The organism is Psychroflexus salarius (assembly GCF_900129035.1).
Lineage (GTDB): Bacteria > Bacteroidota > Bacteroidia > Flavobacteriales > Flavobacteriaceae > Psychroflexus > Psychroflexus salarius.
In genome coordinates, this window is record NZ_FQTW01000003.1 from 220080 (window position 1) to 234349 (window position 14270).

15 protein-coding genes and 1 tRNA gene are annotated in these 14270 nt (G+C 34.0%); 12 read left to right on the forward strand and 4 right to left on the reverse strand.

Going from position 1 to position 14270, the window contains the following annotated elements; all coding sequences use genetic code 11:
• Window positions 1–28: 28 nt before the first annotated feature.
• Window positions 29–2092, reverse strand: a complete 2064-nt coding sequence (gene metG / locus BUB82_RS05725; protein WP_073192647.1) for a methionine--tRNA ligase — start codon at window positions 2090–2092, stop codon at window positions 29–31.
• Between the two features lie 125 nt (window positions 2093–2217).
• On the opposite strand from metG, the gene BUB82_RS05730 reads away from it, so the two are divergent.
• From BUB82_RS05730 to BUB82_RS05745, 4 genes are read left to right on the forward strand one after another with little or no spacing between them, the layout of a single operon-like run.
• The gene (locus BUB82_RS05730) at window positions 2218–2835 is read left to right on the forward strand and encodes a hypothetical protein (protein ID WP_073192648.1); all 618 of its coding nucleotides are present in this window, start codon (window positions 2218–2220) and stop codon (window positions 2833–2835) included.
• Window positions 2836–2867: 32 nt separating this feature from the next.
• Window positions 2868–3764 carry a S66 peptidase family protein gene (locus BUB82_RS05735; protein ID WP_073192649.1) on the forward strand — a complete coding sequence of 299 codons (897 nt, stop codon included), beginning with the start codon at window positions 2868–2870 and terminating at the stop codon, window positions 3762–3764.
• Entirely contained in the window at window positions 3764–4123 is a 360-nt protein-coding gene (locus BUB82_RS05740; RefSeq protein WP_073192650.1) for a YraN family protein, read from the forward strand. Before BUB82_RS05735 ends, BUB82_RS05740 begins: the two co-directional genes overlap by 1 nt.
• A 50-nt stretch (window positions 4124–4173) precedes the next feature.
• Window positions 4174–4395 carry a hypothetical protein gene (locus tag BUB82_RS05745; protein WP_073192651.1) on the forward strand — a complete coding sequence of 74 codons (222 nt, stop codon included), beginning with the start codon at window positions 4174–4176 and terminating at the stop codon, window positions 4393–4395.
• A 29-nt stretch (window positions 4396–4424) separates the two neighbouring features.
• On the opposite strand, the gene BUB82_RS05750 is transcribed toward BUB82_RS05745, so the two are convergent.
• Window positions 4425–4498: transfer RNA gene (locus BUB82_RS05750), tRNA-Ala, on the reverse strand.
• 502 nt (window positions 4499–5000) lie between these two features.
• Between BUB82_RS05750 and BUB82_RS05760 the strand changes: the two genes are divergently transcribed.
• The 3 genes from BUB82_RS05760 to BUB82_RS05770 are packed head-to-tail and all read left to right on the forward strand — an operon-like array spanning window position 5001 to window position 7616.
• Complete coding sequence (locus BUB82_RS05760; RefSeq protein ID WP_073192652.1) at window positions 5001–5585, forward strand: HupE/UreJ family protein; 585 nt, start codon at window positions 5001–5003, stop codon at window positions 5583–5585.
• 9 nt (window positions 5586–5594) lie between these two features.
• The gene (locus BUB82_RS05765) at window positions 5595–6032 is read left to right on the forward strand and encodes a deoxycytidylate deaminase (protein ID WP_073192653.1); all 438 of its coding nucleotides are present in this window, start codon (window positions 5595–5597) and stop codon (window positions 6030–6032) included.
• A gap of 15 nt (window positions 6033–6047) precedes the next feature.
• On the forward strand, window positions 6048–7616 hold the full coding sequence (locus BUB82_RS05770) for a S41 family peptidase (protein ID WP_073192654.1): 1569 nt from the start codon (window positions 6048–6050) through the stop codon (window positions 7614–7616).
• Here BUB82_RS05770 and BUB82_RS05775 read toward each other — a convergent pair.
• Together BUB82_RS05775 and BUB82_RS05780 are read right to left on the reverse strand one after the other, a co-directional pair.
• Complete coding sequence (locus BUB82_RS05775; RefSeq protein ID WP_073192655.1) at window positions 7609–7815, reverse strand: hypothetical protein; 207 nt, start codon at window positions 7813–7815, stop codon at window positions 7609–7611. The genes BUB82_RS05770 and BUB82_RS05775 overlap by 8 nt on opposite strands.
• A 5-nt stretch (window positions 7816–7820) precedes the next feature.
• Window positions 7821–8444 carry a MarC family protein gene (locus tag BUB82_RS05780; RefSeq protein WP_394331618.1) on the reverse strand — a complete coding sequence of 208 codons (624 nt, stop codon included), beginning with the start codon at window positions 8442–8444 and terminating at the stop codon, window positions 7821–7823.
• Window positions 8445–8490: 46 nt separating this feature from the next.
• Here BUB82_RS05780 and BUB82_RS05785 point away from each other — a divergent pair, with 46 nt between their 5' ends.
• The 5 genes from BUB82_RS05785 (at window position 8491) to BUB82_RS05805 (ending at window position 13905) form a co-directional block, all read left to right on the forward strand.
• Window positions 8491–9063, forward strand: a complete 573-nt coding sequence (locus BUB82_RS05785) for a DUF3109 family protein (protein WP_073192656.1) — start codon at window positions 8491–8493, stop codon at window positions 9061–9063.
• 219 nt (window positions 9064–9282) lie between these two features.
• Window positions 9283–10263, forward strand: a complete 981-nt coding sequence (locus tag BUB82_RS05790) for a ribonucleotide-diphosphate reductase subunit beta (RefSeq protein WP_073192657.1) — start codon at window positions 9283–9285, stop codon at window positions 10261–10263.
• Between the two features lie 43 nt (window positions 10264–10306).
• Complete coding sequence (locus tag BUB82_RS05795; protein WP_073192658.1) at window positions 10307–12754, forward strand: ribonucleoside-diphosphate reductase subunit alpha; 2448 nt, start codon at window positions 10307–10309, stop codon at window positions 12752–12754.
• Window positions 12755–13024: 270 nt separating this feature from the next.
• On the forward strand, window positions 13025–13600 hold the full coding sequence (locus BUB82_RS05800) for a hypothetical protein (RefSeq protein WP_143185650.1): 576 nt from the start codon (window positions 13025–13027) through the stop codon (window positions 13598–13600).
• 11 nt (window positions 13601–13611) lie between these two features.
• Window positions 13612–13905: a DUF805 domain-containing protein gene (locus tag BUB82_RS05805; protein WP_073192660.1), complete on the forward strand. Its 294-nt coding sequence runs from the start codon at window positions 13612–13614 to the stop codon at window positions 13903–13905.
• Window positions 13906–14270 lie beyond the last annotated feature (365 nt).

Here is a 14270-nt window from a genome sequence, read left to right on the forward strand (position 1 = left end):
TATAATGCTTAAATATATAATAATAAAATTATGAAATTATCATTCCATTGCCAAAATTATTTTCGATGTTCACAAAACTAAGCTTGCCTTTAGCATCAGTTGCCATTAAAATCATACCTTCACTTAATGTCCCACGAAGCTTAATGGGTTTTAAGTTAACAACAACCGAAACTTTCTTACCGATGATGTCTTCTGGCTTAAAGTGTTCAGCTATGCCTGAAACAATAGTTCGCTGGTCTATACCTGTATCTACTTTTAATGCAAGTAACTTTTTAGCTTTTGGCATTTTTTCTGCAGAAAGAATGGTAGCTGTTCTGATATCTAATTTAGAAAAATCGTCAAAACTAACTTCTTCTTTTTGCGGCTCAATTTCTGAATTGCCCAATTGATTGTCTTGCTTGGTTTGTCTTAATTTATCTAGTTGACGTTGGATAGCATCGTCTTCAACTTTTGTAAACAATAATTCAGCGGAATTGATTTGATGATTAGTTGGAATTAATTCATCTAGGCTTGAAATAAGATTCCAATTTAATTTATTTTCAAGTGTATCAAGACTCAACATGTTTTTTAACTTAGTTGAAGTAAATGGTAAAAATGGTTCTGAAATAATGCTTAAACCAGCAGCTATTTGAAGTGCTACATACATGATGCTTTGTGTGCGCTCAGGATTGGTTTTTTGAAGTTTCCATGGTTCTTCATCAGCCAAATATTTATTGCCAAGTCTTGCAATGTTCATCATTTTAGCTTGGGCTTCTCTAAAGCGGTAAAGTTCAATTGATTCAGAAATACCTTGAGTCGATTCCTTTAGTGTTTTTAAAGTGTCTAAATCAACCTTTGTTAATTCGCCCTTTTCAGGAACTTGACCTTGGTAATATTTATTGGTTAATACCACTACACGATTAATGAAATTCCCAAAAATACCAACTAATTCGCTGTTATTACGGGTTTGAAAGTCTTTCCATGTAAAGTCATTATCTTTAGTTTCGGGTGCATTAGCCGTTAAGGCATATCGCAAAACATCCTGCTGATTTGGGAAATCATCAAGGTATTCATGTAGCCAAACTGCCCAGTTTTTTGAGGTTGATAGCTTTTGGCCTTCTAGATTTAAAAATTCGTTAGATGGTACATTATCTGGTAAAATATAGTCGCCATGAGCCTTTAGCATTACAGGAAAAATAATACAATGAAATACAATATTGTCTTTACCAATAAAATGAACGAGTTTAGTATCTTGGTCTTTCCAATAAGGTTCCCATTCTTTTTGCTCACGTTTTGCCCATTCTTTTGTAGATGAAATATAGCCTATCGGTGCATCAAACCAAACGTAAAGCACTTTGCCATCTGCATTTTTAACAGGAACAGGAATACCCCAATCTAAATCGCGCGTTACAGCTCTGGGTCTTAAGCCATCGTCAATCCAAGATTTACATTGACCATAAACATTTGGCTTCCAGTCATTTTTATGGTCATTTAAAATCCACTGCTTCAACCAATCATTATATTGGTCTAATGGTAAAAACCAGTGTTTGGTTTCTTTTAAGGTTGGTGTGTTTCCTGTGATAGCAGATTTAGGCTGAATTAAATCAGTCGCGTTTAAAGAGCTTCCGCATTTTTCACATTGATCACCATAAGCTTCTTCATTTCCGCATTTTGGACAAGTACCTGTAACAAACCGATCGGCTAAAAACTGCTTGGCTTCAGCATCGTAGAGTTGCTCTGTAGTTTCCTCAATAAACTTATCATTTTCATAAAGTGTTTTAAAAAACTCTGAAGCTGTTTCATGATGAACTTCAGCTGAAGTTCTTGAATAGTTATCAAATTGAATTCCGAAGTCTTCAAATGATTTTTTGATGATTGTATTGTAACGGTCTACCACTTGCTGTGGTGTAATGCCTTCTTTTTTTGCTTTTATCGTAATAGGAACGCCGTGCTCATCGCTGCCGCAAACAAAGACCACATCTTTTTCGTTTAATTTAAGGTAGCGTGTGTAAATATCGGCAGGAATGTAAACACCAGCTAAATGGCCAATATGTATTGGGCCATTGGTATAAGGTAAAGCTGCTGTAATGGTATAACGTTTTGGGTTCTTCATGATTATTTATCCGTTTACTAATAGCGCAAAGGTAATTAAACATGATTACATTATATATGAGGAATAATACCTAAATGCATAGAGATTATTTACTAGTTTTGTGAAGTCGTGTACAAAATAGAGATGTGAAAACAACATTAAATACATTTACTTTAATTTTAACCTTAATAATTAGCTTAAATCTTTATGCTCAAATCAGCAATAATGATAAACAAGTTAGTCTTGAAAAATCTATTAACGGATTTCAAACAGGCTTTTTAGGTATTTGGCTTTATAATGAAAGTCGATTATCTCATACATTCGCTTTAAGAAGTCAAATAGGGATTGACTTTAGGTTAGAAGGTGTTGGTCAGTTTGAATCAGTTGGACCAAACGATGATTTTTACGGGATTTTACATTTAAGCTTAGCCCCGAGATGGTATTATAATTTAAAGAATCGATTTAATAAAGCGAAAAGCGTTAAACGTAACAGCGGAAACTTTATAGAATTGTTTGTGGTTGGTAATTTTGAAAATTTATCATTTACTAATAATGAAAGAATTAGAAGTTTAGACCAAATTAAATTTATACCAAAATGGGGTATAAGACGTACAGTTGGTAAACATTTTGTCTATGAAGCCGGAATAGGTTTTGGTTATGAGTACTACCTTAATGAAACTTCAAGATCTGTTGGTATTTTTGGCTCAGGTTCAAAAGGGAATTTTTCAGCTGACATTCATTTACGGATAGGTTTAGATTTGTAAGATTTCCCTATTTTAGTAAATCAAATTGAATCATGTTAAAACCACCACAACTAAATAAAGGTGATAAAGTTGCCATTATAGCGACGGCGCGAAAAGTGGCCTTAGCAGATTTACAACCGGCAATACTGTTGTTAGAATCTTGGGGATTTCAATCCGTAATTGGCACAAGTATTGGTTTAGAACAAGATCAGTTTGCCGGAAGTGATCAAGCACGTGCAGCCGATTTACAAACACAAATTAATAATCCCGAAATAAAAGCAATTTGGTGTGCTAAAGGTGGTTATGGTAGCGTTCGTATTTTAGATTTAGTCGATTTTTCTGTGCTGTTAACTCAGCCTAAGTGGCTCATTGGTTATAGCGATGTCACCGCTATACATGCGCATTTAAATCGATTGGGCGTCATGAGTATGCATGGCCAAATGGCTGTTGGTGTAGACCAAAAATCAGCCGAAAGTATACAAAGTTTAGAGCAACTTTTAAAAGGCGAAGCGCTAGCTTATAAATTTGAATCGAGTCACTTCAACCGAAACGGTAAAGCTAAAGGAAAGCTCATCGGTGGTAATTTATCGGTCATTTATTCTTTATGTGGCAGTAATTCAGCACTAATTCCCGAAAATTCCATCTTGGTTTTAGAAGATTTAGATGAATATCTATACCATATAGACCGAATGATGCAAAACTTGAAACGCAATGGCTATTTTAATCAACTAAGCGCTTTAATAATTGGTGGAATGACTGAAATGAATGACAATTCAATACCTTTTGGCCAATCTGCTGAAGAAATTATTACTGAAGCGGTAGCTAAATTTAATTTTCCGGTTTGTTTTAACTTTCCTTGTGGCCACATTATTAATAATCAAACTTTTATTCACGGTCACCCCGTTTCGGTTGAAGTGACCGATGAAGTAAGTAAAATCTCTTATATGTAATGGCTGCACATAATGATTTAGGCAAACAGGGTGAAAAAGAGGCCGTAGAATTATTGTTAAAAAAAGGCTACAAAATTTTAGAAACGAATTATACTTTTCAAAAAGCCGAAATAGATATTATTGCCAAAACTACTACTGAATTGGTAGTTGTAGAAGTAAAAACCCGAAGCACGCCTGATTTTGGTGATCCTCAAGATTTTGTAAAACCTGCACAAATCAAAAGACTCGTTAATGCAATAGACCACTACATTCAACAAAACGATATTGATTTAGAGGTGCGATTTGATATTATTGCCATTATTAAAAATAGACTAGGAAAACGCATTGAGCATCTCGAAGATGCGTTTTACTTTTTTTAGCATAACTTAAACACTTGTATTGCCTTGTATTTCATAACTTTAAATAAAAAATGAAATCTAAAGGTATCTTTTTGTTGGCGCTATCAACCTTAATTTTAATTACAGTTACAATTTTTGCAAGTATGAACTTGGCATTTTCGTGGGTGTTTTACTTAACCTTAATTGGCCAGGTTGTGTTAATATTTGCCGTTTATCATGTGTTAACTGATAATTATACAACCGAAAAAGTGTTTAATGATTGGTATGAAGACCGACCAGATTTGTCTAAATAAAAAAGCTGTCTAGAGTTAGACAGCTTTTGTGGAGAATATCGGAGTCGAACCGATGACCTCTACGCTGCCAGCGTAGCGCTCTAGCCAGCTGAGCTAATCCCCCAATTCTAAAAGATGAGACAAATATAAATGTATTGGTTAAAAATGAGTCTAAAAATTATAAAAAGTTTAGGGATTAAATACGTTTTTAAAAACTAAATGTTTGAGAATATCGCCCCGAAGCTTCGGGGGAACCGATGACCTCTACGCTGCCAGCGTAGCGCTCTAGCCAGCTGAGCTAATCCCCCAAATTTTATTATTGACAAATATAAGTTTATTGATTAAAAGTTAGAATTAATTTTGATAAATAATTGATAAGCTTTAAATTCAATTTATATCAGTTGTTAATATTGCACTGAAATAGAAGTAAGTTTAATTGATTTAAACTATTCAATAAATTTCAATTTTTTAGTTAATTCAAGAGTTAAATTTTACACCACAAAAAGAAGTTTACAAGTCTAAAGTTAGCCTTAAAACGCTAAATTTTAGCAATAACTTAAATAAAGCTACCATATAAAATGTGAGAATTTTTCATTTTATTTACTTTTACGTTCAAATTCAATTAAATGGAAGATTTTTGGTTATATTTTAAATTAGGCTTTAATCATGTTTTAGATGCTACTGCCTATGATCATGTTTTATTTATCGCCGTTTTAGTGGCAGCCTATTCCCTAAAGCAATGGAAACGCATACTAGCATTGGTAAGCTTATTTACCGTCGGTCATTGTTTGTCTTTAGCTTTAGCGGCTTTTGATATTTTACATTTTGATAAAGCAATAATTGAATTTCTAATTCCTTTGAGTATTGTATTAACTGCCATCTTCAATTTATTTACAGCAGGTAAAGATACTGGTGGAACAAAATCTGCTGTTTTATATATTATTACCTTATTTTTTGGCTTAGTGCATGGTTTTGGCTTTTCGACTTACTTCAATATGTTATCTGAAGGCGCGTCTGATATTGCCTTAATGCTTCTTGAATTTGCTTTAGGCATTGAAGCGTCTCAACTGGTTGTAGTGCTAGTTATTTTAATTTTATCTGGTATTTTTCAAACACTTTTACGCTTTTCAAAACGCGATTGGGTGTTAATTATATCATCGGTTGTATTAGGACTTAGTCTACCTTTATTGTTTGATAATTGGATTTTTTAATTGATGTTTATGACCGATGCCAAACAGCATAAATTCGATAAAGCTTATTTAAGAATAGCTCGTGAATGGGGTAAGCTATCGCATTGTGAAAGGAAAAAAGTGGGTGCAATTATTGTTAAAGAACGCATGATTATTTCAGACGGCTACAATGGCACACCTACTGGTTTTGAAAATTACTGTGAAGATGATGAAGGTTACACCAAATGGTATGTTTTACATGCTGAAGCTAACGCTATTTTAAAAGTGGCAGGATCAACACAATCTTGCCGAGGTGCAACACTTTACATTACCTTGTCGCCATGTAAAGAATGTAGTAAATTAATTCATCAAGCAGGTATCACTCGTGTGGTATATCAAAATGCTTATAAAGACAATGCTGGTCTTAATTTTTTAAAAAAAGCTGGTGTAGACATTAAACAAGTTAGTAATTTAGAAGAATCGATTTAAAAAAGAATAGCATTAATGAATAATTCAACTAAAATTTACTTACCCATAATTATAGCAATAGCTGTTGTTAGTGGCATGTATCTTGGTCAATGGTTGAATTACCCAGAAAAAGCGGCATCTACTTCAGCCAACCAAAAGTTTTCTCGCTTCATTAATTATATAGACCAGTCTTATGTTGATGAGGTCAACACAGATAGCTTAGTTGAAGTCAGTCTTCAGTCGATATTAAAACAATTAGACCCACATTCAACCTATATTTCGAGCCTAAATTACGATCAAGTTCAAGCTGAAATGCGAGGCGACTTTGTAGGCATTGGCATTAGTTTTTTTACCATAAATGATACTATTGCAGTTATTAATACCATTCCTGATGGGCCAAGCGATCTCGCGGGTATTTTGCCAGGAGATAGAATTGTTTCAGCTAATAATAAAAATCTAATTACCAGCACGACAGATTCTATCTTTAGCGTTTTAAAAGGCAAACCTAATACTCAGGTTAATTTAAAGGTGAAAAGAGCTAATCAAAAGCGTTTGTTAGATTTTAGTTTGATGCGAAAACGTGTACCCTTAAAAAGCGTTGATGCGGGTTTTATGCTTAACGACAGTTTAGGTTACATTAAACTTAATCGCTTTTCAGAAACTACCTATAGTGAATTTAAAGCAAAACTTAATCAACTTCAACCTAAAAACCCTAAGGGAATTATTATAGACTTGCGCAATAATGGTGGTGGCTACATGAAAGAGGCAACAGATATTTTAGATGAATTTCTCAGCGATGAAACCTTGATGGTATTTACAAAAAATAAAGATGGTCAAGTTAATAAACGTTTTGCAACATCTTCTGGAGCCTTTGAAGATACAAATGTTTATGTGTTGATTAATGAAAAAACAGCTTCCGCGAGCGAAGTAATTGCCGGAGCCATTCAAGACAACGATCGCGGTTTAATTATTGGTCGTCGATCTTTTGGTAAAGGTTTAGTGCAACGCGAAATGAAGCTTGGTGATGGTAGCGCCTTAAGATTAACTGTAGCACGTTATTATACGCCAACTGGTCGTTCAATTCAACGACCTTATGATGCAGGTACTGATGATTATTATGACGATTACCAAAGTCGCTACGTCAATGGTGAAATGAAGTTTAAAGATAGCATGAGTGTTAATAAAAATCTTCAATATAAAACCCCAAAGGGTAAAATTGTTTATGGCGGCGGTGGAATTATTCCTGACGTTTTTGTCCCAATAAAAGACACTCAAACTGAAAAAGACATCAAATTTATGTTTGAAGGTGGCGTCATGTCTCGTTTTATGTTCAATCAGTTAGATCAACACCGAGATTATTATAATGCCTTATCAGAAAACGAATTTTTGTCGAGTGATTTAATTACTTACAAAATGATTGAAGATTTCGAAAATTATTTAGGCGACTTTAGTATGAGTTATGATTTTGATAGCAGCATCAAACAGCTAAAAATCTACCTTAAAGCTACCATGGCGCAACAATTATTCGACGATAATTTAGCTAATCAAATTATTGCAGATCATGACTTGATGATAAAAAGGCTATTACAACTAAAATCTAATTAGAATCTTCTTCGTACTTCTTTTTTAAATTCTGAGATAAGCGCAAAATTATCAACAAAATAATAGCGGCTAAAGCTATAAATGCAGCTATAACTGAATCAAAACTACGGCCTGTTAAAGGCGAGGAATAATCAATAATAACCAAATTGTAGATTAAAAAGCCCAATGCAAAAACCAATAAAAATCGAATAAAAAACGTCATAAATCTTAAAATAAATCTTGAATATTTGCAGCAAATAATTTAACCGCAATCGCTAACAAAATTACACCAAATATTTTACGAATTACGCTAATTCCTTGTTGACCTAATAATTTTTCAATTTTTTTAGATGATTTTAAGACGATATAAACAATAATCACGTTTATAATAATAGCAACAATAATATTTGGCGTTGCAAATTCAGACTTTAACGATAAAATTGAAGTCATTGTTCCTGCACCTGCCACTAACGGAAATGCTAATGGCACAATGGCAGCTGTTTCTGGTGCATCATCTTTATAAAGTTGTATACCTAGAATCATTTCAATAGCCAAAAAGAATATAATAAAAGCACCTGCAACCGCAAATGAGTTAACATCAATGCCGATTAAACTTAAAATGGTTTCACCAATAAATAGAAATAAAACCATTAGGATCGCAGCTACAACAGAAGCTTTTTCGCTCTGAATGTGACCAACTTTTTTTCGTAAATCTACAATGATGGGAATACTCCCAATAATATCAATCACAGCAAATAAAATCATCCCTGCTGTGAAAATTTCTTTAAAATCAAACAAGCCTAACATTTTAAAATTTTTTGCAAAAGTAATTCTAGAAATTTGAAATGGCATCAATTTAAAGGCACTTTTTCTTTTAATAAATGGTTAAATTTGCGGCATGATTCAAATCGGAAAAACACTCATTTCAGAAGCTATTATCGATACAGAGTTTACCTGTAATTTATCAGCTTGTAAAGGTGAATGTTGTGTGGCTGGTGATGCTGGAGCGCCTTTAGAAGAAAAAGAACTCGCAATTTTAGAGGACATTTATCCAAAAGTAAAACCTTATTTGCGCGAAGAAGGAATTGCGGCTATCGAAGCTCAAGGCACACATGTGATGTCAGATTTTAACGAACCTGAAACACCTTTAGTCAATGGTGCCGAATGTGCTTATGTAACTTTTTCAAAAGACGGTATGGCTTTATGTGGTATAGAAAAAGCTTACCGCGATGGTAAAATTGACTTCAAAAAACCAGTATCTTGTGAACTCTACCCAATTCGAGTACAAAAATTATCTGAACTTGAAGCCGTCAATTATGATAAGTGGTCTATTTGTGATGCAGCTTGTAGTTTGGGCCAAGAATTAGAAGTGCCTGTATATAAATTCACCAAAAATGCGCTAATTAGAAAATTTGGTCAAGATTGGTATGAAGCCCTAGAAAAAGTTGTTTTAAAACTCGAAAACGAGTAGCTTCTTTTTAATCTACTTGTCTACTTTTTAAGTTTAAAAACTTCAACAAATATTAAATTTTTAGGGTAGTAATTTCAAATAGCTTGAATACACTAAGCTTTTCAGATTGTTAATAACTTTGTTGATAACCTCTGCTCAAATCATAGCAAAAAAGCAAACTTATTTTTGATATTTGTTAGCACACTTTTTCAAAAAAACAAACATCAAAATCACTTAGTTATGGCTCAGGTTGAACCTATTTTAGAAGAAAATGAAAACAGATTTGTACTATTTCCTATTAAACATCACGATATATGGGAGTGGTATAAAAAATGTGAAGCAAGCTTTTGGACAGCTGAAGAAATAGATCTCCACCAAGATATTAGCGATTGGAAAAATAAATTAAATAAAGACGAGCAATATTTCATCAAACACATCTTAGCTTTCTTTGCGGCTTCAGATGGTATTGTTAATGAAAACCTTGCCGAAAATTTTGTTAATGAAGTTCAATATACTGAAGCTAAATTTTTCTATGGTTTTCAAATTATGATGGAAAATATCCATTCTGAAACTTACTCGTTATTAATTGATACTTATGTTGATAATGACGCCGAAAAAGACCAATTGTTCAAAGCGATTGAAAACTTCCCAGCCATTAAGAAAAAAGCAGATTGGGCTTTAAAATGGATTGAATCAGATTCTTTTGCCGAGCGTTTAATTGCATTTGCCGCTGTTGAAGGAATTTTCTTTTCAGGTGCATTTTGTTCGATTTTCTGGCTCAAAAAACGTGGCTTAATGCCAGGACTAACGTTCTCTAACGAATTGATTTCACGTGATGAAGGTGTGCATTGTGATTTTGCGGTACACTTACATAATCACCACTTAGTCAATAAAGTGCCAAAAGAACGCATTAAAGCAATTATTGTGGATGCACTTAATATCGAACGTGAGTTTATTACAGAATCACTTCCAGTCAGTTTAATTGGTATGAATGCTAATTTAATGACGCAATACCTCGAATTTGTCACAGACCGCCTTTTAGTCGAACTTGGTTGTGAAAAAGAATATGGAACTTCAAATCCGTTTGACTTTATGGATATGATTTCACTTCAAGGTAAAACCAACTTTTTTGAAAAACGTGTTGGCGAATATCAAAAAGCTGGTGTGATGTCTAAAAACAAAGAAGAAGATAACCAAATTAGCTTTGATGCTGATTTCTAAATATAGAGTTGAATCAGTTTAACTCAACAAAAACACAAAACGCATGTATGTAATTAAAAGAAACGGACAAAAAGAACCGGTAATGTTCGATAAAATTACCGCTAGAATTAGAAAATTATGCTATGGCCTTAACCCATTAGTCGAACCAACCAAAGTTGCTATGCGTGTTATTGAAGGTTTGTATGATGGCGTAACCACAAGCGAACTCGATAATTTAGCGGCTGAGGTGGCTGCAACTATGACGGTCTCACATCCAGATTATGCGCATCTTGCAGCTAGAATTTCGGTGTCTAACCTTCATAAAAATACCAAGAAGACCTTTAGTGAGGTCATGACAGATTTATACGAGTATGTTAATCCGCGTACAGGAAAAAAAGCACCACTATTAGCCGATGACGTTTTTGAAATTATTCAAGCGAATAAAGATTTTTTCGATTCTAGAATTATCTACAGCCGTGATTTTAATTACGATTACTTCGGATTTAAAACACTTGAACGCTCGTACTTGTTGAAGTTAGATGGTAAAATTGCTGAGCGCCCACAACACATGTTAATGCGTGTTTCTATTGGTATTCATAAAGAAGACTTAGAGGCAGCGGTTGAAACTTATGAGTTGATGTCTAAAAAGTACTTTACACATGCAACACCAACCTTATTTAATTCAGGAACCCCAAAACCTCAAATGTCGTCTTGCTTTTTATTAACTACTAAAGAAGATAGCATAGACGGTATTTATGATACCTTAAAACAAACCGCTAAAATTTCTCAATCCGCTGGCGGTATAGGTTTGTCTATACATAATATTCGTGCAACAGGTTCTTATATTGCGGGAACCAACGGAACTTCTAATGGTATCGTGCCAATGTTACGTGTGTTTAACGATACAGCGCGCTACGTAGATCAAGGTGGCGGTAAACGAAAAGGTTCATTTGCCATCTATTTAGAGCCTTGGCATGCCGATATTTTCACCTTTTTAGATTTGAAAAAAAACCATGGTGCTGAAGAAATGAGAGCACGTGACTTGTTTTATGCCATGTGGATTCCTGACTTATTTATGAAACGTGTTGAAGAAAATGGCGAGTGGACACTGATGTGCCCGAATGAATGCCCTAACTTATTCAATATGCACGGTGAAGAGTTTGAAGAAACTTATTTAAAGTACGAAGCTGAAGGTCGCGGCAGACGTACCATTAGAGCACGTGAACTTTGGGAAAAAATACTCGAATCGCAAATCGAAACAGGTACGCCTTACATGCTGTATAAAGATGCAGCCAACCGTAAGTCGAACCAAAAGAATTTAGGGACTATTCGATCTTCAAATCTGTGTACTGAAATTCTAGAATATACGAGTCCCGATGAAGTTGCCGTTTGTAATTTGGCGTCTATCGCACTACCAATGTTTGTAAAAAATGGCGAATTTGATCATAACGAATTGTACAAAATCACCAAACGCGTGATTAAAAACTTAAATAAAGTCATCGATCGTAATTACTATCCTGTTAAAGAAGCCGAAAACTCTAACATGCGCCACAGACCAGTTGGTCTAGGCGTGCAAGGTTTAGCCGATGCGTTTATTCAATTAAGATTACCATTTACTTCAGACGAAGCAAAACAACTTAATCAAGAAATCTTTGAGACGCTATATTTCGGTGCGGTTGAAGCTTCTATGGAGTTAGCCAAAGAAGAAGGTCCATATTCAACCTATGAGGGTTCACCAATAAGCCAAGGTGAATTTCAATATAACCTTTGGGGCTTAAAAGATGCTGACTTAAGCGGTCGTTGGGATTGGGCAAAACTCAGAGAAAAAGTTCAAGAAAACGGCGTGCGTAATTCATTATTACTAGCACCAATGCCTACAGCATCGACTTCTCAAATTTTAGGAAATAATGAAGCTTTTGAACCTTACACCTCAAATATTTACACCAGACGTGTCCTTTCTGGCGAATTTATTGTGGTGAACAAACACCTTTTAAAAGATTTGGTGGCAAGAGATTTATGGAATGATGAGGTAAAAGATGCGATTATGCGTGCCAATGGTTCAGTTCAAGGCATTGATATTATTCCTGATGATATTAAAGAACTCTATAAAACCGTTTGGGAACTGTCTATGAAAGATATTATAGATATGTCGCGCCAACGCGGTTACTTTATAGATCAATCGCAATCGCTTAACTTATTTATGGAAGGTGCAACGATGGCAAAATTAACCTCAATGCATTTCTATGCTTGGAAAAGCGGCTTAAAAACAGGCATGTACTACCTCAGAACAAAATCGGCGGTAGATGCCATTAAGTTTACCCTTAAAAACGATAAGAAAAAAGATAACCAGCCAAGTGAAGCGGCAGCAAAAGCGGCACAAAAGTTTGAGGCTCAAAAGCAAGAAACGAAGCTTGCTACAGATGATTCTTCTTTATCTCCAGAAGAACTAAAAGCTTTAATTCAGCAATCAAAAGAGTCTGAAGGTGACGACTGTTTAATGTGTGGTTCATAATTTAATAACTGTATCAATTTTTAAAAAGCCCGCCAATTGGCGGGCTTTTTTGTTTCAAGATAAAAGCACTCTTTTAATATTGAAAATAGAAGGCGCCTGAATTGTTAAAAAAGTCTTAACAAAACACCAAAAACATAACCTTATCGAGTAAATCATCTGTTTTTGCCTTAAAAAGTACGGATTATGCTTACTTTTTTTACGGATTTTGCCTACCGCAAGTTAAAAACAAGTCTCTATTTTAGCCCTATATTAATTTTAAAAACTAATTTTATGAAACTTTTTCAGAATGCACTTATTATGATTTTTCTTTTTGCTTTTTTTGGCTGCGAAGACCAATCGAATTTTTTAAAACCTAATGTCTACACTTATAATTTTGAGCCAGTGGTATTAATAAAGAAAGGACAACAATCTAATTTCACTAAAAATACTAATAACGATAGTTTGGTTTTAAGTTCTGTTTTAACATCTAACATCAAAATTCCTCAAGACATACTAAATTCTACCAATGAAAGTCAAATTGAAAATTTCTTTCTGAACCATAAAAACATTTTTAATGGAGAACTTACTTTTTACTTTAATGATATTGCTGATAAATCTTTTGAAATCAACTTAAATGGAGAGAATCAAAACGATGCAATTCATCTTAAAAACACAGAATACCCAGGCAGAGATGAATGTTCATATGAAGGTATAAGGCAGTGTGTTCGATATAATATATATGAAGGAATGAACACAATGGGTAAATTAATATGTGCAGCAGCAGGGATGAATTGCATAGCAGAAGAAGCTGCGCAATGCGCTTCAAAAAATTGTTTAGATGATACACCGCCAAATCAAGCAGAATAAATTTTAATGTGATGAAATATATTTTAAACCCATTTGTAAAAATTATAGATATAAAAGGCCGAGCTTCACAAAAAGAGTTTTGGATATATCAAGCTTTTTTTATCTTTTTTATCGGTCCATTAATCGGGTTTCTAAGAGGCCTTGATTCACTAAACGATACTAATGCCTTGATCATCAGGCTTGTATTTCTTATACCGGGGATTACTTTAGGGATGCGAAGATTAAATGAAACCAAATTTAATAAGTGGTTGTTTTTAATCCCTTTTGTGAATTTAATTTTAGCTTCTTTCCCCGCTGAAAAATAATTAATTAACCCTAACATCAACAGCGTTAATCTTAAAAAAGTCTTAACAAAACACCAAAAACATAACCTTATCGAGTAAATCAGCTGTTTTTACCTTAAAAAGTACGGATTATGCTTACTTTTTTTACGGATTTTGCCTACCGCAAGTTAAAAACAAGTCTCTATTTTAGCCCCATATTAATTTTAAAAACCAATTTTATGAATTTAACATGCAACAAACGGTCACAACTGATTAATCTTATCATGTGTACATTTCTCATTGCCTTATTAGGTTGTGAGCAAAACGAGATGTCTCTAACTGAGCATAAACCAAACATAACTTCACAATATTTTAGTTTAGATTAATTACCGCAAAAAGCTAAAGTT

Coding starts and splice junctions, on each gene's coding strand:
- BUB82_RS05765 (WP_073192653.1), top strand. CDS start 5,595: ATGACCGATGCCAAACAGCATAAATTCGATAAAGCTTATTTAAGAATA.
- BUB82_RS05805 (WP_073192660.1), top strand. CDS start 13,612: ATGAAATATATTTTAAACCCATTTGTAAAAATTATAGATATAAAAGGC.
- BUB82_RS05770 (WP_073192654.1), top strand. CDS start 6,048: ATGAATAATTCAACTAAAATTTACTTACCCATAATTATAGCAATAGCT.
- BUB82_RS05800 (WP_143185650.1), top strand. CDS start 13,025: ATGAAACTTTTTCAGAATGCACTTATTATGATTTTTCTTTTTGCTTTT.
- BUB82_RS05735 (WP_073192649.1), top strand. CDS start 2,868: ATGTTAAAACCACCACAACTAAATAAAGGTGATAAAGTTGCCATTATA.
- BUB82_RS05785 (WP_073192656.1), top strand. CDS start 8,491: ATGATTCAAATCGGAAAAACACTCATTTCAGAAGCTATTATCGATACA.
- BUB82_RS05795 (WP_073192658.1), top strand. CDS start 10,307: ATGTATGTAATTAAAAGAAACGGACAAAAAGAACCGGTAATGTTCGAT.
- BUB82_RS05740 (WP_073192650.1), top strand. CDS start 3,764: ATGGCTGCACATAATGATTTAGGCAAACAGGGTGAAAAAGAGGCCGTA.
- BUB82_RS05775 (WP_073192655.1), bottom strand. CDS start 7,815: ATGACGTTTTTTATTCGATTTTTATTGGTTTTTGCATTGGGCTTTTTA.
- BUB82_RS05760 (WP_073192652.1), top strand. CDS start 5,001: ATGGAAGATTTTTGGTTATATTTTAAATTAGGCTTTAATCATGTTTTA.
- BUB82_RS05780 (WP_394331618.1), bottom strand. CDS start 8,444: ATGCCATTTCAAATTTCTAGAATTACTTTTGCAAAAAATTTTAAAATG.
- metG (WP_073192647.1), bottom strand. CDS start 2,092: ATGAAGAACCCAAAACGTTATACCATTACAGCAGCTTTACCTTATACC.
- BUB82_RS05790 (WP_073192657.1), top strand. CDS start 9,283: ATGGCTCAGGTTGAACCTATTTTAGAAGAAAATGAAAACAGATTTGTA.
- BUB82_RS05745 (WP_073192651.1), top strand. CDS start 4,174: ATGAAATCTAAAGGTATCTTTTTGTTGGCGCTATCAACCTTAATTTTA.